This is a genomic window from Anaerococcus nagyae, from assembly GCF_040364225.1.
GTDB lineage: Bacteria > Bacillota > Clostridia > Tissierellales > Peptoniphilaceae > Anaerococcus > Anaerococcus nagyae.
On record NZ_AP031484.1, the window covers coordinates 51,331 to 65,734 of the forward strand.

Here is a 14,404-nt window from a genome sequence, read left to right on the forward strand (position 1 = left end):
AATTGAAAGTTACACATTTGGAAAAGTTTATATTTGTTGGCTATAAGTAACTCTTATAACAGATATAATTTATAGATATTTAACATTGCTGGAGTTTAATGTTAATATTTAATTAGAAAACGTTATCATGAATGGAGGTGAGAATAATGAATACCGAAAGAAAATCAGCAAAAGCTTTGATACCTATGCTAGTTTTTATTATTCTATATTTGTTAACAGGGCTTGTATTACAAGCTTCAGGAGCAGAGATGGCCTTTTACCAGCTTCCCCCACCTGTAGCTGCATTTGTAGGCATAATAGTAGCCTTTATTATTTTTAAAGGTAGTATCGAACAAAAAGCAGATACTTTTATAGAGGGTTGTGGAGACTCAAACATAATTATAATGTGTTTAATTTATTTACTAGCCGGTGCCTTTTCAACTTTAGCAAAAGCATCAGGAGGAGTTGAGTCTGTAGTAGGTATAGGACTAAGCTTAGTGCCAGTAAGATTTCTTACAGGGGGAGTATTTTTAATATCTTCCTTTTTATCACTGGCAACAGGTTCATCAGTAGGTGCTATCACAGCTCTAGGTCCTATAGCAATAGGTCTTTCATCTACAGGAGGAACAAATCCTGCTATGATGTTAGGCGCTCTAGTGGGTGGGGCTATGTTTGGTGACAATCTATCAATCATATCAGATACTAACATAGCAGCAACTAGAACTCAAAAAATAGATATGAAGGATAAATTTAAATTAAATATTAGAATGGCACTTCCAAGTGCTATAATAACGTTTTTTCTATTTTTATTCTTAGCAAAACCCGATGGTACTCCTCAAATAAGCAATATTTCATACAATATAGTAGATATACTACCATATGTATTTGTATTTATAGCAGCCCTTGCTGGAGTAAATGTATTAGTAGTCTTAACTGGTGGAGTATTTTTTTCAACTATTCTATTGTTAACTAAGACAAGTTTTGATTTATTAAATGCTGGACAGCTCATATGGGAAGGATTTACTGGTATGTTTGAAATATTCCTTTTATCCATGTTTATAGGTGGTCTCTCTCATATGGTTGAGAAGGAGGGTGGTATAAACTGGATTATTTCAAAGATTGAGAAGTCTATAAAAAGCAAGAGGTCCGCAGAAGTAGGAATAATAACTCTGGTATCTATAGCTGATATAGCTGTAGCAAATAATACAGTGGCTATCATAATTTCTGGGCCTATAGCAAAAAATATGTGCAGTAAATATAAAATTGACCCTCGAAGATCAGCCTCCTTATTAGATACCTTTGCTTGTATTTTCCAAGGTATTATACCTTACTCTGCACAGGTTTTAATAGCAGCTGGATTTACGAATGGATCTGTATGTCCCTTAGATATAATGCCATATTTATGGTATCAGTTCATTTTGTTAATATTTGCTGTAGCATCAGTATATATACCATATGCTAACCCGAAAGGAGAATGGGACTACGAGAAAGATCTCCCAAAGGATAGCGCTAATTCACAGAAGAATCTTCAGGCAAACAATTTATAAGTTCAGTTTTAGTAAGTTTAATAAATTCTTTTGAAATAGGACTTAATTTATTGGATGACTTATATATGTATCCTATATCCATAGAAAGTTTTTCTGGATTATATAGCTTTATAGATTTTATATTAGGAAATCCAGAGTAAGGATCAATACAACCAGTTCCTATATTGAAAGCATTAGAATTTGCAATAAGACTTAAGGTAGTTCCTTTATCTTTAGTGTATATAATTTGTTTGTGGTCAGGTAAGTTAGTAAATTCTTCAGGTAATATTGTAGTTTCATTTTGCTCATATATAATCATAGGATAATTGTAAAGGCTTTCGGATTTTATCATATCTTCAGCTGCTAGGGGATGAGTATCTCTTAAGAATATATGGGGGTTAACGTTTGCTAATGATCTATAAGTTAATTTCTTATCTTTAAATAAGCTAAATATTGCTTTTTCATAAGATGAATTAACATATATGAAAGCTAAATCGCTGTAGTCTTTTTCTACATGTTCTATGGCTTCTAAGGAAGTGCTTTCTTTAAGAAAGAATTTAAAGTTATCTTCCTTATATTTATTAATCAATTTTATAAAGGAGGATACTATAAAGTTGTAATGTTGGCTAGAAACTCTTAGTGAAAGCTCATCCTCTTTGGGGTTATGTATGTATTCTCTTTTTAGAGCGCTGTATGAATTTACTAATTTGTTGCATTTGAGCAGAAACTCCAAGCCCTTTGGAGTGGTTTGACAGCCAGAATTTGTCCTTATAAATATCTCGAATCCTAGCTCGTTTTCTAAATCTGCTATGGCTTGAGATATAGCGGGCTGAGAGATATATAGTTTTGATGCTGCTTTAGAAAAGGATCCAGTTTTAGAAACTTCTACAGCATATAATATTTTATTTAAGTCCATAAGTAACTCCTTAAAGTATTTATATATTCAATTATAGATTTTAAGGTTAACAATGTAAAATTTAGGAGGGTAAATAATGATAAAAGATTTTAATGATAAAAGATTTTCAACAAAGACAATCCATGGAGGAGATTATAGCAACGAATTTGGAAGTTTGGGTATACCGATATACCAGACTTCAACATTTATATTTAAAGATGCAGATGAAGGAGCAAGAAGATTTGCCCTTGAGGAAGATGGATTTATATACTCAAGATTAGGTAACCCAACCAACCAAGCAGTTGAAAATAAACTTGCTTTACTTGAACATGCTGAGGCAGCAGTATCATTTTCATCTGGTATGGGGGCTATTACCTCATCCATATGGCCATTTGTTAAAGCAGGAGATCATATATTAGCTTGTAAGACTCTTTATGGATGTACATTTGCCTTTTTAAATGAAATTCAAAAATTTAATATCGAAGTAGACTTTATCGATATGACAGATCTTGATAATGTAAGAAACTCTATAAGGGAGAACACTAGGTTAGTTTACTTAGAAACTCCAGCTAATCCAACCCTTGATGTTATTGATATAAAGGCTATATCAGAGATTGCCAAGGCAAATAGTAAAGATACTATGGTTATAACAGATAATACATTTGCAACACCATTTTTACAAAATCCACTTAAACTTGGAGCTGATATTGTAGTTCACTCAGCAACTAAGTACCTAAATGGCCATGGAGATGTAATAGCAGGATTCTCAGCAGGAAAAAAAGATTTAATGACTCAAGTTAGATTTATAGGTCAAAAAGACTTTACTGGATCAGTGCTTAGCCCAAATGATGCTTTTATGATTTATAGAGGAATGAAAACTCTAGGAATCCGAATGGAAAAGCATATAGCAAATGCCAAAGAGATAGTTAATTTTTTAGTAGATCATCCAAAGGTAAAGAAAGTAAACTATCCTGGCTTAGAAGACTTTGTAAATCATGAAGTAGCAAAAGAGCAGATGAATGACTACGGAGCTATGATATCATTTGAAGTTGAAGGTGGCTTAGAAGCAGGAAAGACTATAATGAACAATGTTAAGTTATGTTCATTAGCCGTTTCTTTAGGAGATGCAGAAACATTGATCGAACATCCAGCTAGCATGACTCATTCGACTTATAGTCCAGAAGATTTGAAAGAAGCAGGTATAGATCCAGGTTTAGTAAGACTTTCACCTGGACTTGAAGATGCAGAAGATATAATAGAAGATCTAAGAGAAGCTATGGATAAAATTAAGTAAAAAATAAACTAAAAATTTTGTATATAAAAAAGAGTTATCGCACAAACTCATGTGTAATAACTCTTTTTCTTTAATAATTAACCTTAATCTACCATTTCATAGTCAATATCATCTATTACTTCAGATTTTTTGGCATCCATTATATAATCTGGGATCATTTTATTTGCTATAGAAAATAAGACTGTCATGACGATGGCATCATCAAACCAACCTAAAAATGGAATAGCATCTACTACTAGGTCAGCTGGCAATATTGCATAAGCAATTGCAGCGACTACAGCAAGTTTAGCTATAATTGGTGTATTTTTATTTGTTAGAGCCTTAAAAAAAGCTGGAATTGAAGTTCTAATTGTATTGAATTTATTCATAAAAACTCCTTTCTTAAAATGAGTTTAAATATAATTTATTTACATTATCATTATACTTCAAATATTTGAAAGTCAAGTTTAATTATTTTAAGTTTATTAAAATGTTTTATCTTTGGTATAATATCTATAAGGAGTTAATATGGGAATTAGATATAGAAAAAGTATAAATCTCGGTAAGGGTTTTCGTGTAAATATGAGTAAGACAGGCCCTGGTTTTAGTTGGGGTGGCAAGGGATACAGGATAACTCGTACTGCAAATGGTAACATCAGGGGTACAGCCTATATACCTGGAACAGGCATTTCATATCAAAAAGATTTTGGAAATCCTCATAAAAAAATTAATACAGCTGGCAAGGAAAAGTCATCCTCAAAAAATACAAAGTCAAGGTCAAGTGAGCCAACAAGTGTAAATATGAGAAGATTTGAGAATGACCTTTCTGCTATAAATCCAGGATCAATGGCAGATGTTATAGAGATTAGTCAAAAAAATAGGAGCAAAAAAATCCTGGCTATTTTACTAATGGTAGTCGGTATAGGTCTTGCTATTGTCAATCCCTTGTTTTTGATCCTAGCTATTGTAGGGCTTATTTTGTTATTTTATAACAAATCAAATGACAAAATTGCTATAGATTATGACATGACAGAAGATGCTAAGAAAGAGCTAGATGCTAGCAATGATTTCCTTGCAGGAATCATGGAATCTGATCAAGTTTGGCTTGTAAGATCAGTAGAGGAATTACCAGAAACAAGTGAAGCTGATATGAAGATTAGCCAGCGTATATCAATGAAATTTAGTAAGGATAATGATGAAATAGAAACTAATGCAGAAACATTTACTCTGTCTAATGACCAAACTAAACTAATATTTTTACCAGATGCATTGTTTATTAAAGAAGGATCCAAAATGTCTGCTTTAAGCTTTAATGATATGGAAATAAGTTTGCATAAGCTTATATTTTTGGAAGAAGATAGACCTCCAGCTGATGCTACACTACTAGGTAAAACATATGAGCATACCAATAAGGATGGTAGCCCTGATAAAAGATTTAAGGAGAATAGAGAGTTAAATATTGTAGAATATGGAGTTCTTTCCCTATATAAAGAACCAGGACTTAATAGCTTTATAGTATTTTCAGACACAGTTCTAGATGGAGAATAGGAGGAAATTATGGGAATCAATTTAAGAGGTAGAAGTGTACTAAAAATAGCTGATTTTAGTGAAGAAGAGATACTTTATTTATTAGATCTAGCAGAAGAATTCAAAAGATTAAAACTAACGGGGACAGATCATAAATACCTTACAGGAAAAAATATTGTTTTGCTATTTGAAAAAACCTCAACAAGAACACGTTCATCATTTGAAGTAGCAGGTTTTGATTTAGGAATAGGGGTTACATTTTTAAATAAGTCAGATAGTCAAATGAGCAAAAAGGAATCCATAGAAGATACAGCAAGAGTTCTAGGACGATATTATGATGCCATAGAATATAGGGGATTTGGACAAGAAATCGTAGAAGAAATATCTAAATACGCTGGTGTACCAGTATATAATGGACTTACAGATCAGTGGCATCCAACTCAAATGTTAGCAGATATGCTGACTATAAGAGAGAATTTTGGTAAAATACATGGTTTAAACTTTGTTTATATGGGAGATGCAAGAAATAATATGGCGAACTCCCTTGCCGTAACATGTGCTAAGCTAGGCGTAAATTTCACAGCCCTAGCTCCAAAAGACCTATGGCCAGAAAAAGAAGTTATAGACCTAGCAAAAGATTTTTCTAGAAATCATCATACAGAAGTAAACTTTAGCGAAGAGATAGAGGATACTGTCAAGAATGCAGATATTATTTATACAGACACTTGGGTTTCTATGGGAGAAGCACCAGAAGTGTGGGATGCTCGTATCAGAAAACTTTATCCATATCAAGTAAATCAAAAGATAATGAATATGACAAATGATGATGCTATATTTATGCACTGTTTACCAGCCTTTCACGATACAAATACAGAAATAGGCAGAGATGTAGCAGAAAGGTTTAAGGGAGAGTTTGACCTATCAAATGGTATGGAAGTTACAGATGAGGTCTTTAGATCAGGCAAAGCAAAATCTATTGACCAAGTAGAAAATAGGATTCATACTATAAAGGCAATGATGTATGCTACATTAAAATAATTAATGAGTTATAATTGAGACTTTTGACAACATATATCCTATGATTTTTCAATTCATTAAAGTATATTATTACCTATAAATAAGTAGATAAGAAAACATTAAGGAAGAATTATGAATAAAAAAGTTAGAATGTCAAAAGTCTTAATCTATGCTGGAGCGTTTATGGCTCTTTTGATAGGTTCAGGATTTGCAACAGGCCAAGAACTTATGCAATTTTTTGCTTCATATGGTATAAAAGGTCTTTTAGGAATAGTAGTATCGTTTATACTATTTGCATTTGTAGGTGTTGAGTTTGTAACATATGGCCATGAGAGAGAATTGGCAAATCCAAATGATGTATATAAGGAAATAGCAGGTAAGAAGATAGGGACTTTCTATGATTATTTTTCTACCTTTTTCCTATTTCTATCATTTACTGTTATGGTAGCAGGCGCCGATGCTACAGTCGAGTACCAATACCATGCACCCAACTACCTAGGAGGAATCATTCTAGGAATACTAGCCATAATAACAGTAGTATTTGGTCTAAAGACCATGGTGGAGATTATAGGAAAGATAGGACCTATCATAGTAGTCTTAGCCATCCTAGTAGGAGGAATTTCTATAATACAAAATAGAGGAGGACTAGGACAGTCCCTAGAAACCATCAAGGTCCTAAGCGCTAGCAATGACCTTACCAAGTCCACAAAGCTAGGATTTTTCGTATCAGCCCTAACCTATGTAGGCTTTAACATGATGTGGCTGGGGGCATTTTCTGCAACAGTGGGAAGTGAGGCAGAAAACTTCAAGGAAGCTAGGAATGGCCAAATCCTAGGAGCCATAGGCCTATCATTAGCCATTCTTGTGATGTACTTTGCCATTATCCTATCTATAGAAAAGGTATACGATTCACAAATTCCATCCCTAATACTAGCAGGAAATATCAACCCTATCCTAGGCAAAATATTTTCCTTAACAATCATCCTAGGAATCTACACCTCAGCGGTCCCACTCCTATGGAACCCTATAGCAAGGTTCTTTGAAGAAGGCACCAAGGGATTCAAACTAGCAACTGTACTCATAGGAGCAGCTGGAATAGTAGTAGGACTACTATTTGACTTTAATATTTTGGTCAAATATATTTATGTGGTTAATGGATACTTGGGAATTGTACTTTTGGCTATAATGGTGTTTAAGTTTTTTAAGAGAAAATATAAAAGTAGTTAGGAATACCTAACTGCTTTTTTTGTGGTTAAATTGTGAAACAGTGTTGGAAAGATTTAACATATTTGTGAGAATATATTATAAAAAATTATAAATAAAGAACTTTAATAATTTGTTAAAAAATTAACCACTCACATCGATTGCATGAAATAAGTAGAGAAATCTTATAAATTAGCAAAATACAAAGAAAAAACTAAAAAATATAGGGAAAAGTGCCTAAGTTGCCCTATAGTTGCTAGCTTTTTTGAAAAATTTCCTTACAATAGAAAAAAAGGAGATTTTATGATTGGAGAAAAAATTAAAAACAAAAGAAAAGAATTGAACTTTACCCAGGAATATTTAGCAAAAGAATTAAACATTTCAAGACAAGCTGTATCAAAGTGGGAAAAAGGCCTAAGCGAACCTTCCATGGACAATCTAGTTAGACTATCTGAAATATTTGGGGTTGATATAGACTACTTTAAAAAAGACAATGAGATAGAAGAGGATAAGTCCCTTGGTTCAAGAATATTTTGGGATATTTTGTACGCTGCTATAGGAATAGTTTTCTATTTCATATATTACTTTGGAATAATGGAGGGAGCCTTAAACAAAGACCCAAAACAAATGCCTTTTTTAACACTTACAGTTTTTCTAGCAATTTCAGTAATAGCCTTCCCACAAGCAGTGAAAGACATGGGAAACAAATTAGAAGATACCGATTATTTCACATTTTCAAAATTAATACTGCCTGTAGTTTTTATAATATCACCCTTTATAGTTTTTTATTATATTTTTAAAAAAGAAAGATAAAAAAATCGACTAGGAAAGCATACTATTTAAAAGTAGATTTATTTAGTCGATTTTATGTAGTGCATATTTACTATATTCAGTTTTAATTATTATTTTTTAAACTTCTATCACATTGCAAATATTCTCCAAAAATATGTATAAGAATTTCCTGCTATATGCTATATAGGTATAAAATTTCTCAATCTAGTACAGATATTATATAATTAATAGAACTAATGCTTAGCACTAAGTGTTATGAATAAATAGCATTTAAAATATTATAAAAAATAACTACAGTATAATTGTATACAATATAGTATATATAATAGATTAGGAGTGGATATGTCAGAGAAAATCACAGGGGCCAATCTTGGCTTTGAGAAGGAAATATTTGAAGCGGCAAATAAGCTTCGTGGGAATGTAGATGCGGCTGAGTATAAGAATGTTGTGCTTGGACTTATATTTTTAAAATATATATCTGATTCCTTTGAGGAAAAATATAAAGAGCTTGTAGAAGAAGGATATGGTTTTGAAGAAGACCGCGAAGAGTATCTAGCAGAAAATATATTTTTCGTACCCAAAGAAGCTCGTTGGGACTATGTAGCAAGTAAGGCAATGACCCCAGAAATCGGCCAAGTAGTTGACAAGGCCATGGTAGCCATAGAAGAAGAAAACGACAGGCTAAAAGGTATCCTTCCAAAAAACTACGCCAGACCAGAACTAGATAAGAGGCGTTTAGGAGAAGTTGTAGATTTATTTAATAATCTAAAACTAAAAGAATACGGCAATTCAAAAGATATTCTAGGTCGTACTTACGAATATGCCCTAGCAGAATTTGCCTCCCAAGAAGGTAAGAAAGCTGGGGAATTCTATACTCCTCCAAGCATTGTAAGAACTCTAGTAGAGATCCTAGAACCATACGAGGGCAGAGTATATGACCCATGCTGTGGATCAGGAGGTATGTTTGTACAATCTGCAAAATTTGTAGAACGCCACCAAGGTAGGGTCAATCAACTTTCAATCTATGGGCAAGAATTAAATGCGACCACCTGGAAGCTAGCTCAAATGAACCTTGCTATCCACGGTCTTGAAGGTGACTTAGGAAAAGGACCAGCAGATACATTCTTTAATGTTCAGCACGAAACTCTAAGAGCCGATTATGTATTATCTAACCCTATGTTTAATCAAAGCGATTGGGGAGGAGACAAGTTAGTAGAAGATGTTAGATGGAAATACGGACTCCCACCATCAGGCAATGCCAATTATGGTTGGATGCAACATATGATCTACCACCTAGCACCAAAAGGAAAACTAGGCCTAGTCCTTGCCAATGGATCCCTATCAGCATCCACAGGATCAGAAGGAAAAATCAGAGAAAATATAATAAGATATGACCTGGTAGAAGCCATAATAGCCATGCCAGATAAACTTTTCTACTCCACAGGCATATCAGTATCCCTTTGGATAATCAACAAAGACAAAAAACAAAAAGGCAAGACATTATTTTTAGATTGTAGAAATATGGGCCATATGGTAGACAGGGCCCACAGAGATTTGTCAGTAGAAGATATAGCCAAAATATCTCAAACATATAAAGATTTTACTAATGGAAAAGATATAGATCAAGCTGGATTTGCCCATGCAGCTAATATAGAGGAAATAGAAGAAAACGGATTTGTCCTAACTCCTGGTAGGTACGTAGGCCTAGAGGAAATAGAAGATGACGGGGAACCCTTTGAAGAAAAGATGGAAAGACTAACCAATGAATTAGGATTACTATTTGCAGAATCCAATAAGTTAGAAGAAAAGATAAAAGAACAGCTTGGAGAGCTTGGTTATGGAGTTTAGAAATCTAAAACCTTTAAAGGAAATAACTACATTGGTAAAAAGAGGCATCACTCCTAAGTACTCGAATATTGCAGGAATAGAAGTAATAAATCAAAGATGTATACGTGATGGTAAGATTGATTTTAATCTAGTTAGAAATCATGATCCAAATAAAAATTTTAGTGATGAGAAGAAATTAAAAAAATACGATGTTTTAGTGAATTCAACTGGAGTTGGAACATTAGGTAGAGTTGCTCAATTTTATAATGATAACGTAGAAGTAATTTACACAGCTGATTCGCATGTTACAATTATAAGGGCAGAAGATCATATTAATAAAGTATATTTTGGATATGCTATAAAAGAAAAAGAAAATTTCATTGAAAGTATGGGAGAAGGATCTACAGGTCAAACTGAATTGTCAAGAATAAGATTGGAAGAAGAAGTTTTTATTAACGTTCCTCCAATTAAAATTCAGAATAATATAGCAGAAATTTTACTAAATATAGATAAGAAATTAGAAATAAATAACAAAATAATAGAAAACCTAGAATCCCAAGCCCAAGCTATTTTCAAATCCTGGTTTGTAGACTTTGAACCCTTTCAAGATGGGGATTTTGAAGAAAGTGAACTTGGTTTAATTCCTGAGGGTTGGGATGTAAATCAAGTTGGAAAAATTACAAGTTGTAAACTAGGGGGAACACCTAGTAGAAAAAAAGAAGAATTTTGGGGTGGAGAAATTCCATGGATTAACTCTGGAGCTGTAAATAAAGAAAGAATATTACAGGGCGCTGAATATATAACTGAAGAAGGATTAAATTCATCTTCTACTAAATTATTACCTAAGAAAACCACCTTAGTAGCCATCACTGGAGCTACATTAGGTCAAGTTAGCTTATTAGAAATAGATTGCTGCACAAATCAATCAGTAATAGGAATTTTAGAAAATGAAGAAATGCCATATGAGTTTATTTACCTTTTTATAAAGGAAAATATCAAAAAGATTATTTTAAATCAGACTGGAGCAGCTCAGCAACATATAAACTTAAATGATATAAGAACTACTAAAATACTAATACCAGATTCTTCGGCAATGGGGTTATTTAAGGGCTTAATGTCTCCAATTTTTATGCAAATAGAAAATTTATATTTTCAAAACCAAACCCTAGCCCAAACCCGCGACACCCTTCTCCCAAAACTAATGAGTGGAGAGATTGATATTTCTAATATAAAGATTGATGATGAGGATATAGATTATGAGTGAGATATATCTAGAAGATGGATTTGAGAAAGTATTTATAGAACATATCGAAGACTTAGGATACACATATATTCCCCACCAAGAAATACTAAGGGATAGTATGAAGGCAGTACTTGCTAGTGAAATCTTAGCTGATTCCCTAGTACGCATTAATCCGGATATCTCTATGGAGGTTATAGACCAAGCTATCTATAAAATAAAAAATATAGATGCAGGCCTTTTGGTAAATCGTAACGAAGTCTTTTTTGACTACCTACAAAATGGGATAGAAGTCTCTTATTATGAAGATGATGAGCAAAAAACTTCTACTGTTTATCTTATAGACTATGAGAATATAGAAAATAACTCTTTTGTAGTGACCAATCAACTTACTATCATTGGCAAGGATACAAAAAGACCTGATATTATTTTATATATCAATGGTTTGCCTTTGGTTGTTATAGAGCTTAAATCTATGACTTCTACTAACTCTGATATAGATAGTGCCTTTAGGCAAATACAAAATTACCAATATGATATAGAAAATCTATTTGTCTACAATGCCTTTAATATTATCTCTGATTTTACTACTACAAAGCTAGGTACTATTACTGCTGGCAAGGCTTGGTATAAGGAGTGGAAGTCTATCGATGGGTCATATGAATCTACTCAGTATGCTGATTATAAAACTTTGCTTTCTGGAGTCCTTAGAAAGGATAGATTTTTGGATATTATCAAAAACTTTATTTTCTTTGAACATAAGGATGATGGAACAAATAAGATACTAGCCCAGTACCACCAATATTTTGCCGTTCACAAGGCTGTTAACTCTACAATCGATGCTATCAAATCAGGTGATGGCAGGGGTGGGGTTTTTTGGCATACCCAAGGATCTGGTAAATCATTGTCCATGGTTTTTTATACTGGATGTATGATGCGCACTTTAACCAAGCCTACTTTTGTAATCCTTACTGATAGAAATGACCTAGATGACCAACTATATGGTCAATTTGCTAGGGCAGCTAAATTTTTAAGACAAGAGCCTATCCAAGCAAGCTCACGTGAGAACTTGCACAAGCTTTTGAACAACAGGACTAGCAACGGGATATTTTTCTCAACTATGCAAAAATTTGCAGAATCTGAAGAAGCTTTGACCCTGCGTGATGATGTGATTGTCATAGCTGATGAGGCCCACAGGTCCCAATACGGCATGCGAGAAAAAATGACCAAAGACGGGAAAATCGTATCTGGTATGGCAAGATTGGTTAGAAAATCTCTGCCAAATGCTACTTATATTGGTTTTACTGGTACACCTTTAAGCGAGAACGATAAGGACACCCAAGAAATATTTGGCCAATATATTGACGTATATGATATGGCTCAGGCTGTAGAGGATGGAGCTACCAAACCGGTTTACTATGAAAACAGGGTAATCAATCTAGGCCTTAACCAAAATATCCTAAGTCAAATTGATAATAAGTACGATGAGCTTAGCGACCATGCCAACGAGATGGATATAGAGGCTAGCAAAAGAGAACTATCCCGCCTTGAACAAATTATAGGATCAGATGAAGCCATAGATACTTTGGTAAATGATATAATTAACCACTATGAAGAAACTAGGGAAAATTTATTGACTGGCAAGGCTATGGTAGTAGCTTACAATAGGCAAATAGCAGTAAAAATCTATCAAAAAATTCTAGAAATCCGACCAGACTGGGATGAGAAGGTAAAGGTAGTAGTAACTGCAAACAACAATGACCCTATAGAATGGAAAAAAATTATAGGAAATAATTCTGATAAAGAAGAGTTAGCTAAAAGATTTAAAGATGACAATGATCCTTTTAAGATTGCTATAGTTGTAGATATGTGGCTAACTGGCTTTGATGTTCCTTCTCTTTCTACTATGTATGTCTATAAACCTATGAAAGGCCACAACCTAATGCAAGCTATTGCTAGAGTCAACCGTGTTTTTGCTGACAAAGAGGGTGGACTAGTAGTAGATTATATTGGTATAGCAAGTGCCTTAAAAGAAGCTATGAGCAATTATACTAAGGCAGATCAAAAACAAATAGAAAATGCAAATATTAGAGATTCGACATATCCTATGTTTAAGGAAAAACTTGAGGTGTGCAGGGATGTATTTTTCTATAACTTTAATTATTCCATAATATTTTCTGAAAAAATCAAGCCCAGCCAATTAGCAAATCTGATAACAGAGGGGCTAAATCATGTGCTGACTTTTTCTGAAGAAAAACAAAACTCATACAAAAGGGAAGCCTACGCATTAAAACAGGCTCACACCTTATGTTCATCTATAACAAATGAAAAAGAACAGAGAGAAGCAGCATATTTTGAAGCTATACGCACTAGTCTAAACAGGATAACAGGCCAAGGCAAATTAAATAAAAACGAAATAAACGACCAAATAAGTAAACTTTTAGAACAATCTATCCATAGTGAGGGAGTCATCAATCTTTTCCAAGATTTTGACAAAGGATTTAGCCTATTTGATCCACTATTTTTAGAAAAAATCTCTAAAATGGAACAAAAAAACCTAAGCATAGAGCTATTAAACAAACTTATAGAAGATGAAATAAGACTAATATCACGTGGAAATATAGTAAAAGGAGAGGAGTTTTCCGAAAGACTAAAACGCATCATGAAATCCTACAGAGAAAGTATGGTAGACAATGCAGAAAGTCTGGATAAGTTTGTAGGATTAGTAAAAGAAGATAAAAACGACTACAATCTAGGTACAATCAGGGAAGCTTTGATGAAGCTAGCAGAAGAGATTGTAAGACTAGAAGAAGAAAATAAAAGCTTAGGCCTAAGCAAAGAAGAACTAGCCTTCTATCATGCAATATCAAAACCAGAAAACATCCACGAATTTTATACAAACGAAGAACTAATCTCAATTACCCAAAAACTAACAGAAGTAATATCAAAAGAAATGACCTCAGACTGGATGATGAGAGAATCTGGCATAGCAAACATGAGAAGAACCATAAAACACCTACTAGCAAGACACAAATACCCAGCAGATAGCCGCGATAAGATAATAGATTTACTAGTGGAGCAGGCTGAGTATTTTGATGGGATGGTTATATAAAAAGGAGATCTAT

The 14,404-nt window shown here is 33.5% G+C and carries 11 protein-coding genes; 9 read left to right on the forward strand and 2 right to left on the reverse strand.

Annotated elements, in window-relative coordinates; genetic code table 11:
- Positions 1–143: 143 nt before the first annotated feature.
- Positions 144–1,526 (forward strand): Na+/H+ antiporter NhaC family protein, encoded by a 1,383-nt coding sequence (locus tag ABXG81_RS00235; protein WP_353529259.1) that lies wholly within the window; start codon positions 144–146, stop codon positions 1,524–1,526.
- Here ABXG81_RS00235 and ABXG81_RS00240 read toward each other — a convergent pair.
- The gene (locus ABXG81_RS00240; RefSeq protein ID WP_353528848.1) at positions 1,489–2,421 is read right to left on the reverse strand and encodes a LysR family transcriptional regulator; all 933 of its coding nucleotides are present in this window, start codon (positions 2,419–2,421) and stop codon (positions 1,489–1,491) included. The two genes, ABXG81_RS00235 and ABXG81_RS00240, sit on opposite strands and share 38 nt — an antisense overlap.
- A gap of 76 nt (positions 2,422–2,497) precedes the next feature.
- On the opposite strand from ABXG81_RS00240, the gene ABXG81_RS00245 reads away from it, so the two are divergent.
- Positions 2,498–3,694 (forward strand): aminotransferase class I/II-fold pyridoxal phosphate-dependent enzyme, encoded by a 1,197-nt coding sequence (locus tag ABXG81_RS00245; RefSeq protein WP_117521947.1) that lies wholly within the window; start codon positions 2,498–2,500, stop codon positions 3,692–3,694.
- 83 nt (positions 3,695–3,777) lie between these two features.
- Here the strand turns inward: ABXG81_RS00245 and ABXG81_RS00250 are convergent, their stop codons facing one another.
- On the reverse strand, positions 3,778–4,062 hold the full coding sequence (locus tag ABXG81_RS00250) for a DUF1232 domain-containing protein (protein ID WP_117521948.1): 285 nt from the start codon (positions 4,060–4,062) through the stop codon (positions 3,778–3,780).
- Between the two features lie 139 nt (positions 4,063–4,201).
- Between ABXG81_RS00250 and ABXG81_RS00255 the strand changes: the two genes are divergently transcribed.
- The 7 genes from ABXG81_RS00255 (at position 4,202) to ABXG81_RS00285 (ending at position 14,391) form a co-directional block, all read left to right on the forward strand.
- Positions 4,202–5,221 carry a DUF4236 domain-containing protein gene (locus ABXG81_RS00255; RefSeq protein ID WP_353528849.1) on the forward strand — a complete coding sequence of 340 codons (1,020 nt, stop codon included), beginning with the start codon at positions 4,202–4,204 and terminating at the stop codon, positions 5,219–5,221.
- Positions 5,222–5,230: 9 nt separating this feature from the next.
- Positions 5,231–6,238, forward strand: coding sequence for an ornithine carbamoyltransferase (gene argF / locus ABXG81_RS00260; RefSeq protein ID WP_353528850.1), 1,008 nt, complete (start codon positions 5,231–5,233; stop codon positions 6,236–6,238).
- 111 nt (positions 6,239–6,349) lie between these two features.
- A complete protein-coding gene (locus tag ABXG81_RS00265) occupies positions 6,350–7,444 on the forward strand; it encodes a hypothetical protein (RefSeq protein ID WP_353528851.1) in 1,095 nt (364 codons plus the stop codon).
- A gap of 279 nt (positions 7,445–7,723) precedes the next feature.
- Positions 7,724–8,233 carry a helix-turn-helix transcriptional regulator gene (locus ABXG81_RS00270; protein WP_353528852.1) on the forward strand — a complete coding sequence of 170 codons (510 nt, stop codon included), beginning with the start codon at positions 7,724–7,726 and terminating at the stop codon, positions 8,231–8,233.
- Between the two features lie 321 nt (positions 8,234–8,554).
- Positions 8,555–10,060, forward strand: a complete 1,506-nt coding sequence (locus ABXG81_RS00275) for a class I SAM-dependent DNA methyltransferase (RefSeq protein WP_353528853.1) — start codon at positions 8,555–8,557, stop codon at positions 10,058–10,060.
- A complete protein-coding gene (locus ABXG81_RS00280; protein WP_353528854.1) occupies positions 10,050–11,303 on the forward strand; it encodes a restriction endonuclease subunit S in 1,254 nt (417 codons plus the stop codon). The genes ABXG81_RS00275 and ABXG81_RS00280 overlap by 11 nt, the downstream gene beginning before the upstream one ends.
- Positions 11,296–14,391 (forward strand): type I restriction endonuclease subunit R, encoded by a 3,096-nt coding sequence (locus ABXG81_RS00285; protein WP_316110912.1) that lies wholly within the window; start codon positions 11,296–11,298, stop codon positions 14,389–14,391. Before ABXG81_RS00280 ends, ABXG81_RS00285 begins: the two co-directional genes overlap by 8 nt.
- Positions 14,392–14,404 lie beyond the last annotated feature (13 nt).